At 68.2% G+C, this 21,832-nt stretch carries 22 protein-coding genes; 12 read left to right on the plus strand and 10 right to left on the minus strand.

Features of this window, described 5'->3' with window-relative positions:
• Positions 1–23: 23 nt before the first annotated feature.
• On the plus strand, positions 24–860 hold the full coding sequence (locus tag DL991_RS09395) for an AraC family transcriptional regulator (protein WP_125783019.1): 837 nt from the start codon (positions 24–26) through the stop codon (positions 858–860).
• Positions 861–935: 75 nt separating this feature from the next.
• A complete protein-coding gene (locus DL991_RS09400) occupies positions 936–1,793 on the plus strand; it encodes a fructosamine kinase family protein (RefSeq protein WP_125783021.1) in 858 nt (285 codons plus the stop codon).
• Between the two features lie 36 nt (positions 1,794–1,829).
• On the opposite strand, the gene DL991_RS09405 is transcribed toward DL991_RS09400, so the two are convergent.
• Complete coding sequence (locus DL991_RS09405) at positions 1,830–2,513, minus strand: TetR/AcrR family transcriptional regulator (protein WP_125783023.1); 684 nt, start codon at positions 2,511–2,513, stop codon at positions 1,830–1,832.
• Between the two features lie 91 nt (positions 2,514–2,604).
• Between DL991_RS09405 and DL991_RS09410 the strand changes: the two genes are divergently transcribed.
• Positions 2,605–3,330: an SDR family oxidoreductase gene (locus DL991_RS09410; protein WP_125783025.1), complete on the plus strand. Its 726-nt coding sequence runs from the start codon at positions 2,605–2,607 to the stop codon at positions 3,328–3,330.
• A 25-nt stretch (positions 3,331–3,355) separates the two neighbouring features.
• Here DL991_RS09410 and DL991_RS09415 read toward each other — a convergent pair whose 3' ends face one another.
• The 3 genes from DL991_RS09415 to DL991_RS09425 all read right to left on the minus strand — a co-directional run bounded on the left by DL991_RS09415 (position 3,356) and on the right by DL991_RS09425 (position 4,738).
• On the minus strand, positions 3,356–3,571 hold the full coding sequence (locus DL991_RS09415) for a hypothetical protein (protein ID WP_125783027.1): 216 nt from the start codon (positions 3,569–3,571) through the stop codon (positions 3,356–3,358).
• A 225-nt stretch (positions 3,572–3,796) separates the two neighbouring features.
• Positions 3,797–4,060 carry an amphi-Trp domain-containing protein gene (locus tag DL991_RS09420; protein WP_125677397.1) on the minus strand — a complete coding sequence of 88 codons (264 nt, stop codon included), beginning with the start codon at positions 4,058–4,060 and terminating at the stop codon, positions 3,797–3,799.
• An 81-nt stretch (positions 4,061–4,141) separates the two neighbouring features.
• A complete protein-coding gene (locus tag DL991_RS09425; RefSeq protein WP_125783121.1) occupies positions 4,142–4,738 on the minus strand; it encodes an SUMF1/EgtB/PvdO family nonheme iron enzyme in 597 nt (198 codons plus the stop codon).
• A 52-nt stretch (positions 4,739–4,790) separates the two neighbouring features.
• Between DL991_RS09425 and DL991_RS09430 the strand changes: the two genes are divergently transcribed.
• Positions 4,791–5,426, plus strand: a complete 636-nt coding sequence (locus DL991_RS09430; protein WP_125783029.1) for a GNAT family N-acetyltransferase — start codon at positions 4,791–4,793, stop codon at positions 5,424–5,426.
• On the opposite strand, the gene DL991_RS09435 is transcribed toward DL991_RS09430, so the two are convergent.
• Positions 5,359–6,504, minus strand: a complete 1,146-nt coding sequence (locus tag DL991_RS09435) for a Cmx/CmrA family chloramphenicol efflux MFS transporter (RefSeq protein WP_125783031.1) — start codon at positions 6,502–6,504, stop codon at positions 5,359–5,361. The genes DL991_RS09430 and DL991_RS09435 overlap by 68 nt on opposite strands.
• Before the next feature lie 381 nt (positions 6,505–6,885).
• On the opposite strand from DL991_RS09435, the gene DL991_RS09440 reads away from it, so the two are divergent.
• Both DL991_RS09440 and DL991_RS09445 read left to right on the plus strand, forming a co-directional pair.
• Positions 6,886–7,965: a dihydrodipicolinate reductase gene (locus tag DL991_RS09440; protein WP_125783033.1), complete on the plus strand. Its 1,080-nt coding sequence runs from the start codon at positions 6,886–6,888 to the stop codon at positions 7,963–7,965.
• A complete protein-coding gene (locus DL991_RS09445) occupies positions 7,962–8,441 on the plus strand; it encodes a carboxymuconolactone decarboxylase family protein (protein WP_125783035.1) in 480 nt (159 codons plus the stop codon). Before DL991_RS09440 ends, DL991_RS09445 begins: the two co-directional genes overlap by 4 nt.
• Before the next feature lie 122 nt (positions 8,442–8,563).
• Here the strand turns inward: DL991_RS09445 and DL991_RS09450 are convergent, their stop codons facing one another.
• On the minus strand, positions 8,564–10,105 hold the full coding sequence (locus DL991_RS09450) for a GMC oxidoreductase (RefSeq protein WP_125783037.1): 1,542 nt from the start codon (positions 10,103–10,105) through the stop codon (positions 8,564–8,566).
• A gap of 219 nt (positions 10,106–10,324) precedes the next feature.
• On the opposite strand from DL991_RS09450, the gene DL991_RS09455 reads away from it, so the two are divergent.
• The 3 genes from DL991_RS09455 (at position 10,325) to DL991_RS09465 (ending at position 14,567) form a co-directional block, all read left to right on the plus strand.
• Positions 10,325–10,687 (plus strand): RNA-binding S4 domain-containing protein, encoded by a 363-nt coding sequence (locus DL991_RS09455; protein ID WP_125783039.1) that lies wholly within the window; start codon positions 10,325–10,327, stop codon positions 10,685–10,687.
• A 131-nt stretch (positions 10,688–10,818) separates the two neighbouring features.
• The gene (locus tag DL991_RS09460) at positions 10,819–13,137 is read left to right on the plus strand and encodes a cellulose binding domain-containing protein (protein WP_233598747.1); all 2,319 of its coding nucleotides are present in this window, start codon (positions 10,819–10,821) and stop codon (positions 13,135–13,137) included.
• Entirely contained in the window at positions 13,134–14,567 is a 1,434-nt protein-coding gene (locus DL991_RS09465; RefSeq protein WP_125783041.1) for a cellulose binding domain-containing protein, read from the plus strand. Before DL991_RS09460 ends, DL991_RS09465 begins: the two co-directional genes overlap by 4 nt.
• A gap of 44 nt (positions 14,568–14,611) precedes the next feature.
• Here the strand turns inward: DL991_RS09465 and DL991_RS09470 are convergent, their stop codons facing one another.
• A complete protein-coding gene (locus DL991_RS09470; protein WP_125783125.1) occupies positions 14,612–15,352 on the minus strand; it encodes a class I SAM-dependent methyltransferase in 741 nt (246 codons plus the stop codon).
• A gap of 113 nt (positions 15,353–15,465) precedes the next feature.
• Here DL991_RS09470 and DL991_RS09475 point away from each other — a divergent pair, with 113 nt between their 5' ends.
• Positions 15,466–16,038, plus strand: a complete 573-nt coding sequence (locus DL991_RS09475) for a TetR/AcrR family transcriptional regulator (protein ID WP_125783043.1) — start codon at positions 15,466–15,468, stop codon at positions 16,036–16,038.
• A 228-nt stretch (positions 16,039–16,266) separates the two neighbouring features.
• Here the strand turns inward: DL991_RS09475 and DL991_RS09480 are convergent, their stop codons facing one another.
• From DL991_RS09480 to DL991_RS09490, 3 genes are all read right to left on the minus strand, one after another.
• On the minus strand, positions 16,267–17,100 hold the full coding sequence (locus DL991_RS09480; RefSeq protein ID WP_125783045.1) for a bifunctional 5,10-methylenetetrahydrofolate dehydrogenase/5,10-methenyltetrahydrofolate cyclohydrolase: 834 nt from the start codon (positions 17,098–17,100) through the stop codon (positions 16,267–16,269).
• Positions 17,097–17,720: a cyclodeaminase/cyclohydrolase family protein gene (locus DL991_RS09485; RefSeq protein ID WP_125783047.1), complete on the minus strand. Its 624-nt coding sequence runs from the start codon at positions 17,718–17,720 to the stop codon at positions 17,097–17,099. Before DL991_RS09485 ends, DL991_RS09480 begins: the two co-directional genes overlap by 4 nt.
• Positions 17,721–17,841: 121 nt before the next feature.
• The gene (locus DL991_RS09490) at positions 17,842–18,672 is read right to left on the minus strand and encodes a peptidoglycan-binding protein (RefSeq protein ID WP_125783049.1); all 831 of its coding nucleotides are present in this window, start codon (positions 18,670–18,672) and stop codon (positions 17,842–17,844) included.
• A gap of 164 nt (positions 18,673–18,836) precedes the next feature.
• On the opposite strand from DL991_RS09490, the gene DL991_RS09495 reads away from it, so the two are divergent.
• Together DL991_RS09495 and DL991_RS09500 are read left to right on the plus strand one after the other, a co-directional pair.
• The gene (locus DL991_RS09495) at positions 18,837–19,292 is read left to right on the plus strand and encodes a hypothetical protein (RefSeq protein WP_125783051.1); all 456 of its coding nucleotides are present in this window, start codon (positions 18,837–18,839) and stop codon (positions 19,290–19,292) included.
• Between the two features lie 189 nt (positions 19,293–19,481).
• Positions 19,482–21,815, plus strand: a complete 2,334-nt coding sequence (locus DL991_RS09500) for a chitobiase/beta-hexosaminidase C-terminal domain-containing protein (protein ID WP_199753883.1) — start codon at positions 19,482–19,484, stop codon at positions 21,813–21,815.
• Positions 21,816–21,832: the final 17 nt, after the last annotated feature.

Here is a 21,832-nt window from a genome sequence, read left to right on the forward strand (position 1 = left end):
TTGAACGAAAGTAAGCTGGCGGCATGGGCGGATGGGGTCTCGTGACACCGCGGCAGGACCTCCTTCGCGCACCCGGCGAGCGGATCCTCCGGTGGCCGCATCCCCGCCTCGCCGCTCACGTGTCGAGCTACGTCGCGCACGACCTTCCCGACGCCGGCGCGAACTCCTGGCAGGTCACCCCGCTGTCCGTGCTCACCTGGATGATCGATTTCGAAGCCCCGGATCGCGGTCCGGAGATCCCGGATTCACCCGTACTGGGATTGCGTGACGGGCCGCTGCGTCTCGAGCAATCCGGCGCTTCGCGCGGGATCCTCGTCACGCTGACCCCGCGCGGTTCGTACGCGTTGTTCGGGATCCCGTTGCGGGAGTTGACGAACGCGGCGGTCGCGGCGTCCGACCTGCTGCCGGCCGAGCTGTTGACCGAACAGTTGGCCGAGGCTCCGGACTGGCCGGAGCGCTTCCGGCTGCTGGACGAGTACCTGGCGGCGAGGCTCGCCCACGGTCCCGGACTGGCGGCCCCGGTCCGATACGCGTGGGACCGGCTGTCCGCCGGGCCGGTCCGGGTCGACGCCCTCGCCCGCGAGATCGGCTGGAGCAGGCAGCATCTCAACGCCCGGTTCCGTGAACAGATCGGGCTGAATCCCCGCACGGTCGGGCGGATCGCCCGGCTCAATCGCGTGCTGGCGCTGATGAACCGGGAGCCATCTCTTTCGTGGGCGGAGGTCGCGTACTCGGGCGGGTACAGCGATCAGGCGCATCTCGTCCGTGAGTTCCGGGCGTTGACCGCATGCAGCCCGACGGAGGCCGGGAAACCGGCGCTGTTCGTGTGGGCAGGACCGCTCTCCCCTCGAAAAAAGTGAAAGCGCCGTGGAATTCCCCGAACCGGCGCTCCAGACAACGAGCGTTCACTCGATCGGCGGAGGTAGGTTGCGGGCATGACCCTGGTTTCGACGCCTGCCGAGGCTGCCACGCGGATCACCGGACGAGCCGTCGCAGAGCAGAGGAGTCTCTCCAGCGGAGTGACCGAAATGGTGCTGGACAGCGGCGACACGGTGGTCGTCAAACGGGGGCATGCCCGGACCGCGACGGCCGCGGAGGCGGCGGGGCTGCGTTGGCTGGGTACGCCCGGCGCCGTGCGTGTGCCCGAGGTCCGTGGTCACGACGGCGAATGGCTGGTCACGGAACTGGTCGGTGGTGGTCGGCCGACACATCACGCGGCGGAGCGGCTGGGGAGGGGGCTCGCGGCGTTGCACGCGGCCGGAGCGCCCGCGTTCGGCGCCGCGCCGCCGGACGGGCCTGTCGACGCGTGGATCGGCTTGGCCCCGATGGTGAACACGCCGGGGGAGGACTGGCCGCGGTGGTATGCCGAGCACCGGGTCCTGCCCTATGTCCGCCGTGCGGTCGACGAAGGCACTTTGAACGCTGACGAAACCGCTGTCATCGAGCAAGCCTGCGCGCGGCTCCCGGAGGTCGCCGGTCCGGCCGAACCTCCGGCCCGCCTGCACGGCGATCTGTGGAACGGCAACGTGCTGTGGGGTGCGGTCGAGGCCTCGCTCATCGACCCGGCCGCGCATGGCGGCCATCGCGAGACCGATCTGGCCATGCTGCAGTTGTTCGGCTGCCCGCTGTTCGACCGGGTGCTGGCCGCCTACCAGGAAGTCGCCCCGCTCGCCGATGGCTGGACCGACCGGATCGGTGCGCACCAGCTGTTCCCGCTCCTCGTTCACACCGTCCTTTTCGGACGGTCCTATGCCGGGCAGGCGGTCGCGGCGGCGAAGGCTGTCGGCCGGTAGCGACGGCCGGCCGGTACGTCTCGAGCTCGTTTCGCCTCACTTGCTCGATCGCGCGAGCCGGTCGAGCCATTCGGCGAGCATCGCGTGCTCGGCCGGGGTCAGGACGTCTCCATGTTCCTTCTCCAGTGCGGCTTTGAGCGCGATCGCACGGCTCGGGACGGCTGAATCCACTTTCGCGCTGCCGGTGGTGATCGCGGCGATCACGTGTTCGCGCGCGGCGATGATCAGGTCCGGATCGCGGTGCCCCGGAGGGCTCGCGAGGAAGGAGAGGATCACGCCCATCCCGGTCGCGTGCACCAGTTGCGCGGCTTGTTCGACAGGGACGCGCAGCCTGCCGGCCTCGGCGATGCGTTCGACGATGCGGCGGAGCATCGCGTCCGCCTCCTGGCGTGCCTCGCGGACACGGGGCTCGCCGTACATGAGCAGGTAGAAAGCCGGCTGGTGCAGGCCGAACTCGACGTGCAGGTCCCAGCCTCGCCGGAGGTCGCGTACCGGGTCGTCGGTTTCGCCGAGGGCGTGTTTCCCCTCCAGGTAGCTCTTGAAGCCATACGTCGCGACCGCGTCGAGAAGGCCGTCCTTGTCGCCGAAGGTCCGGTAGAGCGTCGGCGCCTGAACTCCGGCGGCGGCGCTGACCGCACGCGTCGACAACGCGTCCCGTCCGCCTTCCCGCAGGAGTTCCGCCGCCGCGCGGACCAACCGGTCTTTCGTCGTCAACGTCATGTATCGACGATAACACCGATCCGGTAGCGATGGTTCGTTATCGATGATACTGTGATCGGGTTAGCAACGGAACGCTTGATGGGAGCACGTCATGACACGGGTAGCGATCGTCACCGGCGGGTCGCGGGGCATCGGCAGGCAGAGCGCCGAACGGCTGGCGTCCGACGGATTCGCGGTCGTCGTCGCATACGGCGGCAACAAGGACGAGGCGCAGGCCGCGGTGGAGGCGATCACCGACGGTGGAGGTCAGGCGATCGCGGCGCAGGCCGACGTCGCCGACGAGCAGGCTGTCGCCGCCGTGTTCGACACGGCGGAGAAGACCTTCGGCGGTGTCGACGTCGTGGTCCACGCCGCGGGCACCATGTATCTCGCGCCGGTGGCGGAACTGGATCTCGAGAGGCTGGACAGCTTGCACCGCACCAACATCCGCGGCACCTTCGTGGTCGATCAGCAGGCAGCCCGCCGCGTTCGTGACGGCGGCGCGATCATCAACTTCTCCACGTCGGTGCTCGGTCTCGCCCTCCCGGGGTACGCCGCCTATGCCGCCACGAAGGGCGCGGTCGAGGCGATCACCCTCGTCCTCGCCCGTGAACTGCGCGGCCGCGACATCACCGTGAACGCGGTCGCCCCCGGCCCGACCGCCACAGCACTGTTCCTGGACGGCAAGGACGAGGAGACCATCGCGAGGATGGCGGCGCAGCCCCCGCTCGAACGCCTTGGCACCCCGTCCGACATCGCCGAGGTCGTCTCGTTCCTCGCTGGCCCGGCCCGCTGGGTCAACGGCCAAGTGCTTCGCGCCAACGGCGGCATCGTGTGAGCTGATCCGCTACTGTGACGACCGCTCACGACTCCCGTGGTTCCGTGTCGTCCACCCCGATCCCGCGAAGGTCGGCCGAGGTGAACACCGCGTCCGACCGCTCTCCGAGCAGAATGCCGAGCACCAGCTTCATCGTGTCGACGTAGGAATCCCACAGCTTGTCGCACAGGTCGCGGCTCCGGCCCATCGATGCGAGCACAGGGCCGACCTGCCCGGCCCGCTCCAGGACTTTGAGGAGCAATCCGCCTTCGAGGAAAGTCTGGCGCCTTGATCTCCAGGTGGTTCCGGGCCGCGCTTGAGAACAGCATGAACACGGCGGAGCCGCCGGTCTTGTCGGAGATGCCGTCCCAGGTCAGCTCGAGTCCGAGGAGCGACTCCAGTCCCTTGAGCACCGGCGAACCGTAGTGACGAAGCGGGCGGGCCCGCCAACGAAATAGGGCCCGCCCAGTCCTTTATGGACAGAAGATCAGACGACGGTGCCTTCGGAGTCGTCGTCGGAGTCGGTCTCTTCGATCTTCCACTTCAGCTGGAACTCGACCTCTTCCTCGCCGTCACCGCGTTCGTGCTCGATCGAGAACTGCGCGCGGGCGGGGACACGGAACCGTTCCCCGGCGATCTGGATGCGGAACGAGGTCTCGGACTCGAGCGCGTCGGCGAGGCGGCGCAGTTTCGCGACGACGTCGGCGGTGGAGTAGACGCGTTCGACGTCTCGGGGAGCGGTTCCGGTCACGGTTTCCTCCAGGGTCCGACACCCTGGCCGGGTGTCCGTGGCGTCATTCAATCGTGTGATCATCGTGTCCGGTCGGCGGGGTCACAGTGACCGGGCGAGGCGGAAGCCGACGTCGTCGACACGGAAGGTCGGGTGACTGCGGCGCCGCACCGAAGCCCGGCAGCTCCAGTGCTCGTCGAACCAGCCGCCGCCCCGCAGGACCCGGTATTCGCCGTACACCTCGGCGTCGTACACGTCCCAGCACCATTCCCAGACATTGCCCAGCATGTCGTGCAGTCCCCACGCGTTGGGCGCCTTCCCGCCGACTTCGTGCGCGGACTCCGCCGAGTTCTCGCGGTACCAGGCGATCTCGTCGAGTGGTCCGTAGCGAGGGCCGGTCGTGCCGGCGCGGCAGGCGTGTTCCCATTCCGCCTCGGTGGGCAGGCGGTAGCCGTTCGCGGTCCGGTCCCAGGTCGACGAATCCAGCTCATAAGCGGGGGTGAGGCCTTCGCGCTGGGACAGGGTGTTACAGAGTCGGAGGGCGTCCGTCCACGAGATGTCGACGAGGGGAAGCCGGCCGGGCTCGCGGGTGACCGGAACCGGCGCGAGCAGGAACGACGCGACATCGACAGCCCAGCTCCGCTGCGTGCGCCGGTCCGAAAGCGTTACCTCGCCCGCCGGCACAGTGATCATCTCCATGGTCTGGCCGATGTTACCCAGGCCGAGGCCGCCGGTACGCCATGATGGGCGGGTGCCTCTGCTCATCGAGCCCGCCCTGCCCGCCGGTACGTTCCGGTCGATGCCGCAGCCGTGCCTGATCGTCGACGACAGGCTGGTGTTGCGACCTTGGTGCGCTGACGACGCGGAGGACGTCGAAGCCGCCTTCGCGTGTCCGGCCATCCAGCGCTGGCACGTCCGCCGTGTCGACGGAGCGGACGAGGCCCGCGAGTGGATCGCGGGCTGGGAACAGCGCTGGACGGACGAGACGGACGCGAGCTGGGCGGTGGTCGACGCGCGCGAAGACCGGCCGGTCGGGCAGGTCGGTCTCCGCGCCCTCTCGCTTTTCGAGGCTTCCGCACAGCTGTCCTACTGGGTTCTTCCCGCCGCCCGCGGCGCGGGGATCGCGGGCAGCGCGGTGGCGGCGTTGACGCGGTGGGCGTTCGAAACCGTCCGGTTGCACCGGTTGTTCCTTCTGCATTCCACCGCGAACGCCGCCTCCTGCAACGTCGCGGGCAAGGCCGGATACTGCCTCGAAGGCACCTTGCGTTCTTCGATGCTGCACGCGGACGGATGGCACGACGTCCACCTGCACGCGCGGCTCAGGAGCGGATCAGCACCTTCCTCCCCAGGACGAGCAGAAGCGGAACAAGGGCGATCGCCGCGCTGATCCAGATGGCGTGCCGATAGTCCCCGGTCGACTCCGTGACGAGACCGGCGAGCACCGGTCCCAGGAACGCGCCGGTGTTGAGCGCGACCGTCGCGAACGAACCACCGAGCGTCGGAGCTCCTGGAGCCACGTGCATCACCCGCGCCACGAGCGCGGAACCGCAACCGAACGACAGTCCACCTTGGACGATCGTCACGAGGAACAGGGCGACGGGCTGCGCGCTGGTCACCGCCAGCACCGCCCAGCCGACCGGAAGGACGCACAACGCGAGTACCAGGCCGCTCCGGAGTTCGCCGTCGCCCGTGCGGCCCGCCACCGTGACGCCGAGGAAAGCGCCGACACCGAAGGCCGCCAGCAACCCGGAAACCGCCCCGGCCGGAAGGCGGGCGACATCCGTCGCGATGACCGCGAGGAACGCGAACGTCGCGAAGGTCGCGCCATTGACCAGGGCGGCAAGGACCATCGCGTGTCGGACCGGAGGCGATTTCAGCTCCCGTGCTTCGCGCTTGATCGAGATTTCCCGCGGGCCTGCCGCGTCGGCGGGTGCGGAGCGGAACACCAGAACCAGCGCGGGAAGGCATAGCGCGGCGACCGCCCAGAACGCGGAACGCCAGCCCGCGAGCTCACCCAGCACGGCTCCGGCAGGTACACCGGCGACACACGACAGCGTGATCCCCGCCAACAGGACCGCGGTCGCCCGCGTCTGCTTTCCCTTTGGTGCCAAAGCGATCGCGACGGGCATGGCCACGGCGAGGAATCCCGCGTTGACGACCGCCGCGACGACCCGGGTGCCGAACAGCAGCGGGAAACTCGTCGTCACGGCGCCGATGACGTGCACCACGACGAAGGCGGTCAGAAACCCGGCCAAGGCCCGGCGGCGAGGCCAGCGCGCGCTGAGTACGGCCATGGCCGGGGCGCCGACGATCATTCCGACGGCGTAGGCCGAGGTCAGCGCGGCGGCCGCGCCCACCGGGACGGACAGTTCACCGGCGATTCCCGGCACGAGACCGGAAGCCATGAATTCGGAGGTGCCTTGCGCGAAGACGGCAAGGCCGAGGACATAGACGAACAGGGGCAACGGACGACTCCCATGGAGAAAGTGAGCAGGAGGAAGCCGTGCGCGAGACAGGGAGAAACCCGGCCGGACGCACGGAACAGCGCTCCGGTCACCGGGAAGCGAGAGGGCCGATGCCTAACGGCCGGATACGACGACTCGCCGCCGGTCGACCGGCGGCGGGGTTCTGTCCGACTCGGGGCTCGTCACGGGAGCGCACATTACACACGGTCGTCGGCGGGTCTCAACCCCGTTGCCGGTCACCGACGAAAACGAGGCCCGTTCCGCGCACCGGAACGCTTTCGTTGCCCACTCGAATGAACCCGAGTAATGCGTTCTGACCTGCGGTTTTCGTGATTGTTTCGGTACTGGGAACCGACCTTCGATTCGGTTAACCTCGACTTCATGATTCCCACAGTTGTCTGGGGTACAGGCAACATCGGCCGCGCCTCCATCCGGGCCGTCGACGCGCATCCGGCGCTGGAACTCACCGGTGTGCTCGTGCACGATCCCGCGAAGGTCGGTCGCGACGCGGCCGCACTCGCGGGAGTCGACGGCGATTCGGGTGTGGCGGCGACCGATGACGTCGAAGCGGTTCTGGCGGCCGGGCCGCGCGCGGTGGTGTACGCGGCGTCCGGCGACATCCGGCCCGCCGACGCGCTGGCCGACATCGTCCGCGCGATCCGGGCGGGAGCGGTGGTGGTGACCCCCGCGCTCTACGCGCTGTACGACCAGCGCAACGCGCCGGAGGAGCTGCGGGAGCCGATCCTCGCGGCGATCGCGGAAGGCGGCGGTTCGCTGTTCGTCTCCGGCGTGGATCCGGGATGGGGCAACGACATCCTGCCGTTGCTGATCAGCGGGCTCGGCACCACCGTGGACGCGGTCCGCTGCCAGGAGATCTTCGACTACTCCACCTACGACCAGCCGGATTCCGTCCGCTACCTGGTCGGGATGGGGCAGCCGATGGACTATCAGCCGCCGATGCTGGCCCCTTCGGTGCCCACGATGGTGTGGGGCGGGCAAGTGCGGCTGATCGCCCGCGGCCTCGGGGTCGAGCTGGACGAGATCCGCGAGACGCTCGACCGCCGTCCGCTCGAGGAAACCGTGACCACGCGGGCGATGGGCGAGTTCGAAGCGGGCACGCAGGGCGCGGTCCGGTTCGAGGTGCAGGGGATCGTGGACGGCGACCCCCGCATCGTCATCGAGCACGTCACCCGCATCCACGCGTCGTGCGCGCCGGACTGGCCGATGCCGCCCAGCGGCGACGGGGCGCACCGGGTGATCATCGAAGGCCGCCCCAGGATCGAAGTCTCGGTCGAGGCCACCGACGAGGGCGAGAACCGGTCCGCCGGCGGCAACGCGACCGCGGTCGGCAGGCTGGTCGGCGCCATCGACTGGCTCGTGGACGCCAAACCAGGCCTCTACGACGCATTGGACGTCCCCTTGCGACCGGCGACCGGCAAGCTCGGAAGGAGCGCGCGATGATCATCGACATTCCCGAGGGCAAGGACCCGATCGGCTACGTGTGGGGCGAGATGGTGCCCGGTATCGGCGTCGCGGCCTCGAATCTGTCCCTGGCGGTCTACTCGCACACCACGCTGGGGCTCCGCGAGTTCGAGGCGGCCCGGTTGCGGATCGCGCAGATCAACGGCTGCGTCTTCTGCCTGGACTGGCGGACCGAACGCGACGGGGTGAAGGTCGAGGAGGAGTTCGCCGACGCGGTGACCGAGTGGCGCACCACCGGCGCGTTCGACGAGCGGACCCGGCTGGCCGCCGAATACGCCGAACGCTACGCGCTCGATCATCACGGCATCGACGACGAATTCTGGAAGCGAATGGGCGAGCACTACAGCCAGAAGGAAATCGTCGAACTGAGCATGAGCATCGGTTCCTGGCTCGCATTCGGACGGCTGAATCGCGTTTTGGGAATCGACACCGTCTGTGTTCTGCCGAAGTTTTAGGCCGTGAGAAGTACATGAAGGACCCCTTCCTGTACCTAGGCGCAAGGATGGGGTCCTTCATGTACTAGGGAAGGGGCCCTTCACGGGCCTGCGATCCCGGCCCACTCACGGACCGGCCGGCGTCACAGATCGGTGGCGACGATCTTTTCGATATTCCGTTCCGCCAAGGCGGTGATGGTGACGAACGGGTTCACCGAGGTGTTGCCCGGGATCAGCGCGCCGTCGATCACGTACAGGCCCGGATATCCGTGGAGCCTGCCGTAGTTGTCGGTCGCCTTGCCGAGCACCGCGCCACCGAGCGGGTGGTAGGTGAGGTGGTCGCCCCAGATCTTGTACACGCCGAAGAGGTCGGTGCGGTAGATCGTGCCTTCCTTGGAATTGATCTTGTCGAAGATCGTCTTGGCCATGTTGATCGACGGTTGTTTCCAGGCGGTCTGCCAGTTGAGGTCGACCTTGTTCGCGGCCGCGTTCCACGAGAACGTCGCCCGGTTGGGGTTCTTGGTGATCGACAGATAGAACGACGCGTAGGTCTCGATGCCGGTCGGCAGGGGGGCGACCTCGGCGAAGGCGCCGCCCGCGGCCCAGTTGTCGATACCGGCGGTGGGGATGGACGACTGCAGTGCCCCGGTGGCGTCCCACATGTGGTTGGCCCGGCCGCACATGACGTTCCCGTTGTCGCCCCAGCCCTTTCCGACCTCGTTGTGGAGGTTGGGCAGCGCGCCGGTGGCCTTGAGTTTGACCAGGAGTTTGCTCGTGCCGACACTGCCGGCGGCGAAGAACACCTTGTCCGCTGTCACGGACTTGGTCGCGGTCACCGTGCCGCCGGTGTTCAGCTGCTCCATCACCACGGTGTATCCGCCGCCGGACGCGGGAGTGACCGAGGTGACGCGGTGCAGGGCCGAGATCGTCACGCGACCGGTGGCCTTGATCCGCGGGAGATAGGTCTGCTGCAACGATTTCTTGCCCGCGTTGTTGCCGTAGAGGATCTCCCCGGCCAACGCGGACCTCGGAACCGTGCCCGCCTGCTCCTTCTTCATGTAGTCCCAGTCGTAGACGTCCGGGACGAACAGGAACGGGAACCCGGAACGCTGCGCGTGTTTCCGGCCGACCCGCGCGTACTGGTAGCACTCGGCCGTTTCGAACCAGTTCGGATCGATGGTGGCGACGCCGAGGCCCGCGTTGGCGCGTGGGTAGTAGACGCCGTACATCTCGTCGGCGTTGACCGTGGGCAGGACCGCGCTGAAGTTCTCGCGCTTCGGCGTGACGGCCATCCCGCCGTTGACCAGCGAGCCCCCGCCGACGCCGCGGCCCTGGTAGACGGTGATACCGCTGAACTCCTCGGCGTCGAGGATGCCGGTGTGGCGCGGGACGTCCTTGTCCAGCGGGAAGCCGAGGAAGTTACTCAGCGGCTGCTTCGTCCGCGTGCGCAGCCAGAAGGACCGGTAGTCCGGGGTGGTGGTGTTGGCGAAGATCTTGCCGTCCGTACCCGGGGTGTCCCATGCCATGCCGAGTTCGACGAGGTGGACGTCGACGCCGGCTTCGGCCAGCCGGAGGGCGGCGACGCAGCCGCCGTAGCCGGACCCGATGACGAGCGCCGGGATGCGAGCGGCGTCGGCGATCGAGCTTTTCGCGTAAGCGGTCCCGCCGAGGGCCGCGGCTCCCAAGATAGAACCAGTTCCAGTGATAAAGATGCGGCGGGATAACTGTCCGGAAGCGCTTCTCCACATGGTTTCGTCGCTCACGTGATCTTCCTCACCGTTGAGGGATTTAGAACAAGTTATACCTGTGGCTATGTCGGGTGGCAATAATGGTGGGACTTCTTTCCGTGTGCTTGGGGCAGGCAGGCGGGCATCGCGACGGCGGATGGGCCACTATGTACTGCTGTGGAGTCCACTCGAGTTGATCGCTGGCTGTGGGCCGTCCGGCTGACCAAGACGCGTCCGGACGCCGCGGCGGCGTGCCGCGGCGGCCATGTCCGCGTGAACGGCAAACCGGCCAAACCCGCGACCACGGTCGTGGCCGGTGACGAGGTCCGTGCACGGGTCAACGACACGACGCGGATCTTGGAAGTGACCCGGGTGATCCAGAAACGGGTCGGTGCCGCCGACGCCGCGACCTGTTTCCTCGACCGGACGCCCCCGCCGCCACCCGAGGCCACGGTGCCGGTCGCGCGACGGGAGCGGGGTGCGGGACGTCCGACCAAACGGGAACGCCGCGTGCTCGATCGCTTCCGTTCGGGAGACTAGGGACCGCGGCTCGTTCACATACATGGACGTTATTCACATCCGTTGACGGGCGACATGGACGTGAACTATAAAGACGGGGTCCGGGTGTACACGCCGCAACACCTTCCGTCAGTCCGTCACGGAGGTTTCGGGTGTCCCGAAAAAGTCCTCTTCGTCGTGCCGTCCTCCCGGCGGTCGCCGCCGTGGTCGCCATCGCCGCAATCCTGCAGGTACCGCCCGAAGTGGCGGACGCGGCGCCGGGGCCCGGCGCGCTGACCGGCCTCGACCTCGGCGCCGCCAATCGCCGCGCGCCGGTCGCGGGGCTCTACGACTGGTCCAAGGCCGGGTACCGGGGTGGCGCCGCGCTTCCCGGCTCCGGTGAAGTGAATCCGAACGCCACCTGCCAGGTCACCGCGGCGGAACTGGCGAGCCAGTACAACGTCAAGCCCGACGACGGCGCCGACGACACGAACGGGATCCAGGCGGCGATCGACGGGATCAAGAGCGCGTGCTCGCCGTCCGGGAGCTACACCAAGCTGAGCACGATCACCTTCCCGGCAGGGCGGTTCGATGTCACGCACGAGATCCACGTCGACGCCGACTACCTGATCCTGCGTGGAGCGGGCAAGGACGCCACCAAGTTCGTCTACAAACCCGACGCGAACACCCTCTATGACTCCCTCACCCCGGACGGTTCCGACTGGGACGAGGACGGGATGACCTCCGGCGCGGGCAAGGGCGGCTGGTTGTGGCCGGGCCGCGGGCTGTTCCGCGTCCAGTCCAGGGGAGTGCACACGTCCTACGCGAGCGACTACGCCTCGGCGCCCGCTAACCGCAAGGACATCTTCGAGGGCACGATCAACGTCCATTGGAAGGCAGGCGTGAAGCTGCGGGGCAAGCCGGGCGACACCGCGTTCGCCGCGCGGATGGGGGACAAGGTCGTCCACCTGGCGAGCAGCGGTGCCCTGACCTCGCTCGCCGCCGGGAACCTGGTCAACATCCGGGCGGCCAACTCCCAGAAGTTCTACGCGCAGCAGCAGGCCACCCCGACCACGTTCCCGCTGCTGAACATGCACATGCGCCAGCAGATCTTCACGGTCGCGGCACTCGACACCACGGCACGCACCGTCACCCTGGACAAACCGCTCGAGTACGACGTGCCGGTGAACTCCACTTCGGACGGTTCGGCCCCGATCGACGGCGCCACGTACGACTCGAAGGCGGCACCGCTGGTCGACCCGGTGGTCGGCGTCGGTTTCGAGAACCTCGGGTTCACGCAGGACATGCCGGGCTTGAATCCCGCCGAGGCGAACAACAACTACGGCAACATGGCGCCCGCCGCGGAGATGCACGGGATCGTGTTCAAGTGGGCGGCGAACTCCTGGGTCCGCGGCATCCGCGCGGATATGACCGGTTCGCATCCCATCGTCACCGAGGAGGCCAAGAACCTCCAGATCGTGGACAACGAACTCAACGGCTCATGGAACAAGGGCAAGGGTGGCAACGGCTACTTCCGCGGCTCACGGGTCTGGGATTCGCTGTACGCCGGGAACACTTCGACCCTGTTGCGGCACTTCACCTTCCAGTGGTCCGCCTCGGGCAACGTCGTGATCGGCAACTCCTTCGACTCCGACCTGAACCTCCACGGAGGCTGGGAGCGCAACAACCTCTTCGAACTGAACACGGTCAAGGTCCCGTACGCGCACCGTTCGGGGAACTGCCGGGCCAACTGCGGTGAAGAGGGCGGAGGCGGTCCCGACGACTCGAACTGGTTCCCGATCTGGTGGGGCGCGGGCAAGAAAGCCGTCAAATGGTCGGGTGCCACCGGCTATCGCAACGTGTTCTTCAACAACGCCATGACCAAGCAGCTCGCGGACAACGGCCCGTATAACGACTTCTACGCCGACCGGCACCGCATCCATGTCTTCGGCTGGGACGGCGCCGCGTACAAGCACCTCGACGTCGGCGGCACCCCGATCGCCGACTGGGCGAAGAACGAGCAGCGGGACTACACCGGAGGGCACGGGGTCGACGCGACCAAGACCGACGCCGCGTCGTCGCTGTTCCTGAAGTCCGTCGACGGGACTCCGCCGTCCTCGACGACGGGTCAGACCTCCACCACGACCACGCCGACCACGACCAGCCAGACTCCGGGTGCTTGCCTGAACGCGACGTTCACCCGTAAGTCGGTGTGGGACAGCGGGTACGGCGGCGGTTTCACCGTCACCAACAGCTGCTCGGCCGTGGTGGGTTCGTGGGCGGTCGAGTTCGACCTGCCCGCCGGGACGACGATCACCGGTTCCTGGAGTTCGGTGCTGACCAAGACCGGGCAGCACTACCGGTTCGGGAACGCGACCCACAACGGAAGCGTCAAACCCGGAGGCACGGCGACGTTCGGCTTCAACGCCGCCGGTCAGGGGCTCCCGGTCGCGTGCACGATCGCCGGAACGAAATGCGGAGGCGCGGAATGACGAGGAAACGACTGCTCGCCGCGATCGCGGCCACGGCGTCGGCGGCGGGCCTGCTCGGCGCCGTCGTCACCGCCGAGGCCGCCGCGCCCAGCCTGTCCGCCGCGTTCACCCAGAGCTCGGTCTGGGACAGCGGATACGGCGGCAAGTACACGCTGACCAACTCGGGGGACGCGAACAGTACACAGTGGACGATCGAATTCGATCTCCCCGCCGGCACCGCGATCACCACGTCGTGGAGTTCGGTGCTCACCCGCACCGGACAGCACTACAAGGTCACCAACGCGGGTTTCAACGGCACGGTCAAACCCGGTGGGTCGGCGAGCTTCGGCTTCAACACCTCCGGACTGGGCCTCCCGACCGGGTGCACGATCAACGGCAGCCCGTGCGGGGGAGGGGCGCCGACCACCACCACGACCACGAGCAAACCGCCGACGACCACCACCACGGTCCCATCGGGTGACGTTGTCGACGTGGGCACCGCGGCCGAGTTGCAGGCCGCGCTGGCCGCCGCGAGCCCCGGGCAGACCATCCGGCTGGCGGCCGGAACCTATCGGGGTTCGTTCGTCGCCACAAAGCCGGGGACGGCGGCCGCGCCGATCACGGTGACCGGACCGTCGACCGCGGTCCTGATCAACGATGGCCCGTCGGGGGAGGCGCCACCCTGTCCGGCTCCGACCGCGGGCTGGGACTCCGGGTACGGGTTCTGGCTCTACGGCGCGCCGTACTGGCAGCTCAAGGGCTTCACCGTGCAGGAGTCGAAGAAGGGCATCGTCGCCGACAACTCGCAGCACACGGTGATCGAGGGGGTGCGGGTGCACCGGATCGACGAGGAGGCCGTGCACTTCCGCCGTTCCTCGGCCGACAGCGTCATCCGCGACTCGACGATCAGCCACACCGGTCTCGTCCAGGCCGGCTACGGCGAGGGCGTCTACCTCGGCTCGGCGAACTCGAACTGGGCGTGCCACGGGAACTCCGGCGGAGTCGACCGTAGCGACCGGATCCAGGTGCTCGGCAATCACATCGGACCGTATGTCGCCGCGGAGGCCATCGATGTCAAGGAGGGCACCGCGGACGGCGTCATCCGGGGCAACACCTTCGACGGCCAAGGGGTTTCCGGGCAGAACTCGGCCGATTCCTGGGTCGACGTCAAGGGAACCGGGTACGTGATCGAGGGCAACACCGGCACCTTCGCCTCGCCGGGGACGTTCGCGAACGGCTACGAGACGCACAACCCCGGCACCACCCCGTCGTTCCCGAACGGCTGCGGGAACGTGTGGCGGAACAACAAGTCCGACCTCGGCGGCGTCGGCCAGTACGCCATCAAGATCACGTCGACGTCGAAGTGCTCGGAACGGCCCAACGTCGTCTACGCGTCCAACACCGTGTCGAGGGCGGTGAACGGGCTGACCAACGTCCCCGTCACGCCCTGACGGACGCCGGTGGCGGGAGCGGCGCGGCTCCCGCCACCGGCCGGTCAGTCCCGGACCGCGGTGATCGCGACGGTGGCGTAGCGCACGGTGAACCGGCCGCCCATCCTGTCGATCGCCGCTCCGACGTCGGCGAGGATTTCTTCTCGCACAACGGGTTCGACCCAGGTGAGCGAGCCGAATGTCGGGAGTTGATCGAGCCATTCGTCACGGGTGTAGACCCGTTCCCAGTCGTGACGACTTCGCGTCGGCTCGCCGAATCCGCTTGGTTCGCGCAGGCCGTCGGCGACCTTCGCGATGAGCGGTCCGTACGGGTCCGAAGGCTGCTTCGGCACGGTTTTGAGATCGATCGGCGAGTCCGGCACGAGCCGCCGGTACGCGTCTGCCAAGGCGTCCGCGACCTCGTCCGGCGCTTCGGGCACGTGCCAGAACGCGGCGAAGAGCCCACCAGGCCGCAGCACTTCGGCGGCCTTGACCGCGCCCGCGACCGGGTCGACCCAGTGCCAGGCCTGCCCGGAGACGAGCAGGTCGAACCGGCGTTCGGCGGGCTCCCAGGCTTCGAACGTCGCGACCTCGACGTCGATCCCGCTCCGGCGGGCGAACTCGGCCATCCGCGGGTCCGGTTCGATGGCCAGCACGTGACAGCCGGCCGCCTCGAACTGGCGCGCTTCGATCCCGGTGCCCGCGCCGACGTCGAGGACCTCGCGGCCGGGAGCGGCGCCGATGAAGCGGTCGATGAGTTCCGGGGGATAAGCGGGCCGGGTCCGGTCGTAGCGGTCGACGTCCACCCCGAAGGATTCCGCGGCCCGGCGATAGTGGTGGGGCTCCTGCCCCGAAGGTAGAGTGGGCATGCGCCCACCTTAAGTGGGCACTCGCCCACTCGTCAACGCAAGGGAGCCGTATGCCGACCGGGGTAGCCCTGCGCGCCGTCCGCGCGCAGCTGTTCGACGCCGCCGAGCGCGTCCTGCTTCGGGACGGGCCGAGTGGGCTCACCAGCCGCGCCGTGACCACGGAGGCGGACTGCGCGAAAGGTGTGCTGCACCGGCATTTCGACGACTTCGACGCGTTCCTCGCCGAGTTCGTGCTGGACCGGATCGAGAAGCTGGACGAGAAGGGGCTTCGAGAGGCCGTCGGTACCGGAACGGTCGTGGACAATCTCACCGCGGCGCTCACGGCGGTGTTCGAGTCGGTCGCGGTCGCGATCGTCCCGCTCGTGATCTTCCGCGACGAACTTCGCGCCCGATTGCGCCGCGAGTGGCCGGCCGGGGTCCCGGTGCTGACACAGGCCGCCGAGATGATCGCCACCTACCTCGAGGCGGAGCGCGCACAGGGCAGGATCGCCGAGCGTGCCGACGTCGAGACGCTCGCGGCCACGCTCATCGGTGCCGCACATCTGCTCTTTGCCGATCGCACCGGTGCCGCGCCGGAGACGGCGCAGGTGCGGAAGACCGTGGAAGCCGTGATCGGGACTTGACGAAGGCTAAGCCTGTGCCGCGAAAGCCACTTTCAGGACATCAGGCGTCCCGAAAGTGGCTTTCGCGACACGCTCCGACGGCACCTTGGCCGACTGCTCCCGCTGACGTTGCGAAAGCCACTTTCCCAACGTTGAAGGTTGCGAAAGTGGCTTTCGCAACGCGCCACAAATGTCTTACCGCGCCAAAAGCGGCGAGTCCTCAATGGACTCGCCGCCTGGCTCAGAGGATCAGGACTGCGCGGCGGTGACGGTGTGCCGCAGCAGCAGCGACGTCGTGACCGGACCGACGCCGCCGGGGACCGGCGTGATCGAACCCGCGATCTCCTCGACGGCCGCCTGGTCGACGTCGCCGACGAGCCCGCCTTCGGGAGTCGGGTTCGTGCCGACGTCGATCACCACGGCACCGGGCTTGACGTGGTCCGCGCCGACGAAGTGCGCGCGGCCGACGGCCACGACCAGGACGTCCGCGGCCTTGGTGACCGCCGCGAGGTCCTTGGTGCGGGAGTGGCAGACGGTGACCGTCGCGTTCTCGGCGAGCAGCAGCAGCGCGGCGGGCTTGCCGACCACGGTGGAACGGCCCACGACGGCGACCTGGGCACCGGACAGGGCGACCTGCTCGCGCTTCAGGATCTCCAGCACCGCCGCGGCGGTGGCGGGGGCGTAGGTCGGGAGGCCGGCGGTGAGCCTGCCGAGGCTGACCGGGTTGGCACCGTCGACATCCTTGAGCGGATCGATGTGCGCGCCGACGTCGTCGAGCGTCACGCCTTCGGGCAGCGGGGTCTGGCAGATGATGCCGTGGACCGACGGGTCCGCGGACAGCTTGTCGAGTTCGCGGGTGACGTCCTCGCCGGAAGGCTTTTCGAGCTGGACCACCCGGCAGTCGACGCCGACCTTCTTCGCGGCGCGCTCGATCGAGCGCACGTACCAGGCGGTGGCGTCGTCGTCGGTCGGCACGAGCACGGCCAGCGTCGGGGCGGTGCCCGATTCGCGCAGCTTGGCGGCGGTCTCGGTGACCTCGGCGGTGATGGCGGCGGCGATCGCGCGCCCGTCGATCAGCGTCATCGGGCGATCCTCTCGCGAACCTCGGCGACGAGCGCGTCGGCGCGCCCGGCGGCGGAGACGTGCTCGGCGAGCCGGGCTTCGGTCTCCTTGCGCAGCTGCTCGTCGGACATCGACGCGAGGTTGACCTCGACGTTGACCACGGCCGATTCGAGCGCGGATTTGGCGGACGAGGCGGCGACCGCGATGTCGGAGATGACGTTGGTGTTGGCGCCTTCGAGGATCGAGGCGGCGACGTCGACGACCTCGGCGGCGAGGGCGGCGGTGCGCAGCGGGACGTCGGCGGCGCCGACCAGTGCGGCCTGGATCGCGGCCGAACGGGCCTGCTTCTCCTCGTCGGTGGCCTTCGGGAGCTTGTAGGCCGAGACGACCGCGTCGAAGGCGGCGGCGTCGTCGGCGGCGAGGCCGAGCGCGCGACGGCGGAGGTCTTCGGCCTTGCCCAGCGCCTCGGTCATGGCGGCCTCGTGCTCGGCGTATTTCGGCTTGCCGATGGTCAGGTTGCACACCATGGAGACCAGGGCGGCACCGACCGCGGCGTTCATCGCGGCACCCGCGCCACCGCCGGGCGTCGAGGCCTTCGAAGCCAGCTCGTCGAGCCACTGACCGACCGGTTGAGCCTCCACGCGATGTTCCCTTCCCGCTGGTTTTGCCGTCGCGGGGAAGCCTACCCGGGGGTTCCCGGACAGCCCGAAGGCCACCTTCGCGGCGATCGACATAGACGAAGGTGGCCTTCGGCCAGCGGGATCAGGACCGCTGGTACTCCTCCCAAGTGAGCTTCGGCGTGACGGCGGGGCCGTCGTCGGAACCACGGCCGGCGAGGCCGTTGTAGCCGAGGTAGTAGTCGCCGGCCTGGTGCTGCGCACCGGAGGACAGGTCCGGATCGGACAGTGCGATGGCGTGGATGTGGTAGGCGAAACCCTGGGCCGGGGTCCGGACCCAAGCCGCGAAGCCCACCTGACGCAGCTTCCGCGCGACGTCGGTCCGCGTGGTCGACGACATGCCCTCGACACCGATGTCGAGCGCGCCGCCACCGTCGTGCGTCCCGGCCGAAGCGCCGACGCCGCCGGGGTTGTACGAGCCCTGCGTGATGGTGAGCTGCCTGCCGAGCAGTGCCTCGGCCTTCACCAGCATCGCCTTGGTCCGGGTGTTCATCGTCTTGCCGTGGTAGGTCAGACGGCTACCCGCCGAGACCACCGCGGTGACGGTGTACCGGCCCTCGCCCAGCTTCTCGAGCGAGGTCTTGCCCGGCAGGCCGGAGGCGTCGATCCCGGTGTACCCCAGCGACTTCTGGTAGCTGGAGTACCCGTTGATCGTCGAGGTGCCGAAGTGGCCGTCGACGTACTGCTGATCGAGCAATCCCTTGGCGGCCAGCGCCTGCTCCACCAGCAGCACACTGTCCTTGGCGCCAGGGGTCAACGCGCTGTCAGCGCGGCGCGGGTCGATCTGCGCGGCCTTGAGCACCGCTTCCATGCTGGCCGTGGGCAACGCGGTCACGGCCACTTCGGCGCCGGCCGGTGCGGCCACGCCGAAGGAGAGCGCGGTCGCTGTCGCGAGCACGGCTACCTTGGTCAACAATTCCTGCCTCCTGAACGGACTCGGTTGTCCGGTCAGCATGGGCAGCGCGAATACAAGGGCCGTACAAACGACCTTTGCCTTGTCGCCCGGTCGGGTGTCGCTTCGGCGAAATCGGGGAACGACCTGATAAGACTTCCGGTGGACGCCGAAAGGTCGAGACCCACATGGTGCTACGTACCCCGCCACCCTCAAGGGCTCATCTCAGACTGCTCGCGGCGGCGGACGCGTCCCCGCCGGGTCGGCGGCGGGACCGATACGGCGAGATCGCCGACCGGCGGCTGGCCGCGATCCTCGCCGCGGAAGACGTGGCGGAGGAACACGGGCTGAGCGCGCACGTCCGGACGACCTGTTACGTCCATCGCCGCTGGGTGCACCAGTGCGTTTCCGATCCGATGCACATCCTGGTCGTCACCGGCCACCGGTGGTGCCGCCGCTGCGATCGTACGGTGGACGTCGAGGTCGACGAGACCTTCCCGGGCTCGGTCGAACTCTTCTGCGACGGCTGCGGTGTCCCGCCGGACACGGCCGCGAACCGCGAGGTGCTCATGGCCTGCCGAGCCAGCCTGGCCGCCATGCACGGCGGGGAAGCCTCGACGCTCTACGTCGTCCCGGACCGCTGAACGGCACCCGATCGCCTCGTCCGATGACGCCGAACGGCCGTGTCCCATGCGGCCGTGCGGAGCAGTCAGTGGTTTGGACCATCACTGTTACCGAAGCGTGATCTGGACATATCGCACGGACGGCTACTTTGTTGTGGCGCGCAACGAATTGCTTCGCCCGTGGATTTCCAACGCCGGAGGTGTCACGACGTGGATCGGATCTTTGTGCAGCCCCAACGGCGGAAAAGGGTTCGTGGCGCGCTCGCCGCCGCCCTTTCCGCCCTCCTGATCACCGCCGGTCTCGGCGGTGCCACCGCCGCGGCCGCCGACTACAGCCAGAGTGCAGCGTCCTTGAACGCGAGTCAGGCGCAGTTCTCCTTCACGCCGGCGACGCCCGCGCGCTACGTCGACATCCACTACACCGGCGTTCCCGGCGTGGGCCAGCAGAACGTCCGCATGACCGACAACGGGGGCACGTGGCGGCACACCGTCGGCTCGCTCACGGTGGGCACGGTGCTCGACTACTGGTTCACGTACGAGAAGAACGGGCCGCAGTACGACACCCCGCATTTCGGTTACACCCATGGCGGAAGTGGCACGACCGTCGCCTCGCCGACGTTCGACCCGCCGGGTGGCAGTTATCCGAGCGCCCGCTCGGTGACGTTGTCGTCCGCGACCGCGGGCGCGACCATCCGGTACACAGTGGACGGTTCCACGCCGACCGCTTCGTCCACTCCGTACACCGGGCCGATCACGGTTTCCGCGTCCTCGACGATCTCCGCTATCGCGGTCAAGTCGGGCTCGGCGAATTCGCCGGTGACGTCGGCGAGCTACACGATCGGATCGACACAGGCGACCTGCCCGACGCAGGCCGAGGTCCCGGACTTCGGCCCGAACGTGCGGATCTTCGACCCCGGCATGTCGGCGGCGTCGATCCAGAGCAGGCTGGACGCGGACTTCAACGCGCAGAAGGACACGCTGACCGCGCAGTTCACCGAGCGCCGGTACGCGCACCTGTTCAAGCCCGGTGTGTACAACGGCATCCACGACAACGTCGGCTACTACACCTCCGTCGCGGGCCTCGGGCAGAACCCGGGCGACGTCGTGATCAACGGTGACGTGACCGTCGACGCCTTCAACGAGTCGGACAAGGGGGTGGCGCTGCAGAACTTCTGGCGCTCGGCGGAAAACCTCGCCGTGGTCCCGAGTAGCGGCTCCACTCGCTGGGCCGTCGCACAGGCCGCGCCGTTCCGCCGCATGGACATCCGCGGCGGGCTCCAGCTCTACCCGGCCAGCTACGGATTCGCCAGCGGTGGCTACACCGCCGACACCAAGGTCTCCGGGCAGACCGCTTCGATCTCGCAACAGCAGTGGTACACCCGCGACAGCAGCTACGGCAGCTGGGACGGCGGGGTCTGGAACATGGTCTTCTCCGGGACGAACGGCGCCCCCGCCAACACCTTCCCGAACCCGCCGGAGACGACGCTGGCCACCACGCCGGTGTCCCGCGACGTCCCGTATCTCTACCTCGACGGCTCCGGCAAGTACCGGGTCTTCCTGCCTTCGTTGCGCACCAACGCTTCCGGGCCGAGCTGGGCCAATGGCGGCACGCAGGGCAGTTCGCTGCCGATGAGCCAGTTCTACGTCGTGAAGGCGGGGGACACGGCGTCGTCGATCAACACGGCGCTCTCCCAGGGCTGCAACCTGTTCTTCACGCCGGGCGTCTACCACCTCGACCAGACGCTCAACGTGACGAAGGCGAACACCGTCGTCCTCGGTGTCGGCTACTCGACGCTGGTGCCCGACAACGGCGTCGAAGCGATGCGGGTCGCCGACGTGGACGGGGTCCGGATCAAGGGGCTGCTGTTCGACGCCGGAACGACCAACTCGCAGTCGCTGCTCACGGTCGGCCAGGCGGGTTCCACCGCGAACCACTCGGCCAACCCGACGACGCTGCAGGACGTGTTCTTCCGGATCGGCGGTCAGATCGCGGGGAAGGCGACGAACAGCCTGATCGTCAACAGCCGCGACACCATCATCGACCACATCTGGGCCTGGCGTGCCGACCACGGCAACGCGGGCACTTACGGCTGGACGGTCAACACCGGCGACACCGGGGTGGTCGTCAACGGCGACAACGTGCTGGCGACCGGTCTGTTCGTCGAGCACTACCAGAAGTATCAGGTGATCTGGAACGGCCAGAACGGCAGGACGATCTTCTTCCAGAACGAGATCCCTTACGACGTCCCGGATCAGGCGGGCTGGAAGAGTCCCAACGGGCTCAACGGGTACGCCGCCTACAAGGTGGGGGACAACGTGACCACGCACGAGGCGTGGGGCCTTGGCAGCTACTGCTTCTTCAACGACAACCCGTCGGTGAACCTGTATCACGCGTTCGAGGTGCCGAACCGCTCCGGCGTCCGGTTCCACAACATGGTGACGGTCTCGCTGAACTACAAGGGGACCATCACCCACGTCATCAACGACACCGGTGCGGTGACGCCACCGGGTACGACGCCGAGCAATCTGGTGAGCTACCCGTAACGCTTACCGAGGGCTGA

This window comes from Amycolatopsis sp. WAC 01375, from assembly GCF_003947325.1.
In the GTDB taxonomy this organism is placed as follows: Bacteria; Actinomycetota; Actinomycetes; order Mycobacteriales; family Pseudonocardiaceae; genus Amycolatopsis.

What these genes read in the sequence shown, in the direction of transcription:
- DL991_RS09395 (WP_125783019.1), top strand. Translation starts at nt 24, where the DNA reads ATGGGCGGATGGGGTCTCGTGACACCGCGGCAGGACCTCCTTCGCGCA.
- DL991_RS09400 (WP_125783021.1), top strand. Translation starts at nt 936, where the DNA reads ATGACCCTGGTTTCGACGCCTGCCGAGGCTGCCACGCGGATCACCGGA.
- DL991_RS09405 (WP_125783023.1), bottom strand. Translation starts at nt 2,513, where the DNA reads ATGACGTTGACGACGAAAGACCGGTTGGTCCGCGCGGCGGCGGAACTC.
- DL991_RS09410 (WP_125783025.1), top strand. Translation starts at nt 2,605, where the DNA reads ATGACACGGGTAGCGATCGTCACCGGCGGGTCGCGGGGCATCGGCAGG.
- DL991_RS09425 (WP_125783121.1), bottom strand. Translation starts at nt 4,738, where the DNA reads ATGGAGATGATCACTGTGCCGGCGGGCGAGGTAACGCTTTCGGACCGG.
- DL991_RS09440 (WP_125783033.1), top strand. Translation starts at nt 6,886, where the DNA reads ATGATTCCCACAGTTGTCTGGGGTACAGGCAACATCGGCCGCGCCTCC.
- DL991_RS09445 (WP_125783035.1), top strand. Translation starts at nt 7,962, where the DNA reads ATGATCATCGACATTCCCGAGGGCAAGGACCCGATCGGCTACGTGTGG.
- DL991_RS09465 (WP_125783041.1), top strand. Translation starts at nt 13,134, where the DNA reads ATGACGAGGAAACGACTGCTCGCCGCGATCGCGGCCACGGCGTCGGCG.
- DL991_RS09475 (WP_125783043.1), top strand. Translation starts at nt 15,466, where the DNA reads ATGCCGACCGGGGTAGCCCTGCGCGCCGTCCGCGCGCAGCTGTTCGAC.
- DL991_RS09480 (WP_125783045.1), bottom strand. Translation starts at nt 17,100, where the DNA reads ATGACGCTGATCGACGGGCGCGCGATCGCCGCCGCCATCACCGCCGAG.
- DL991_RS09495 (WP_125783051.1), top strand. Translation starts at nt 18,837, where the DNA reads ATGGTGCTACGTACCCCGCCACCCTCAAGGGCTCATCTCAGACTGCTC.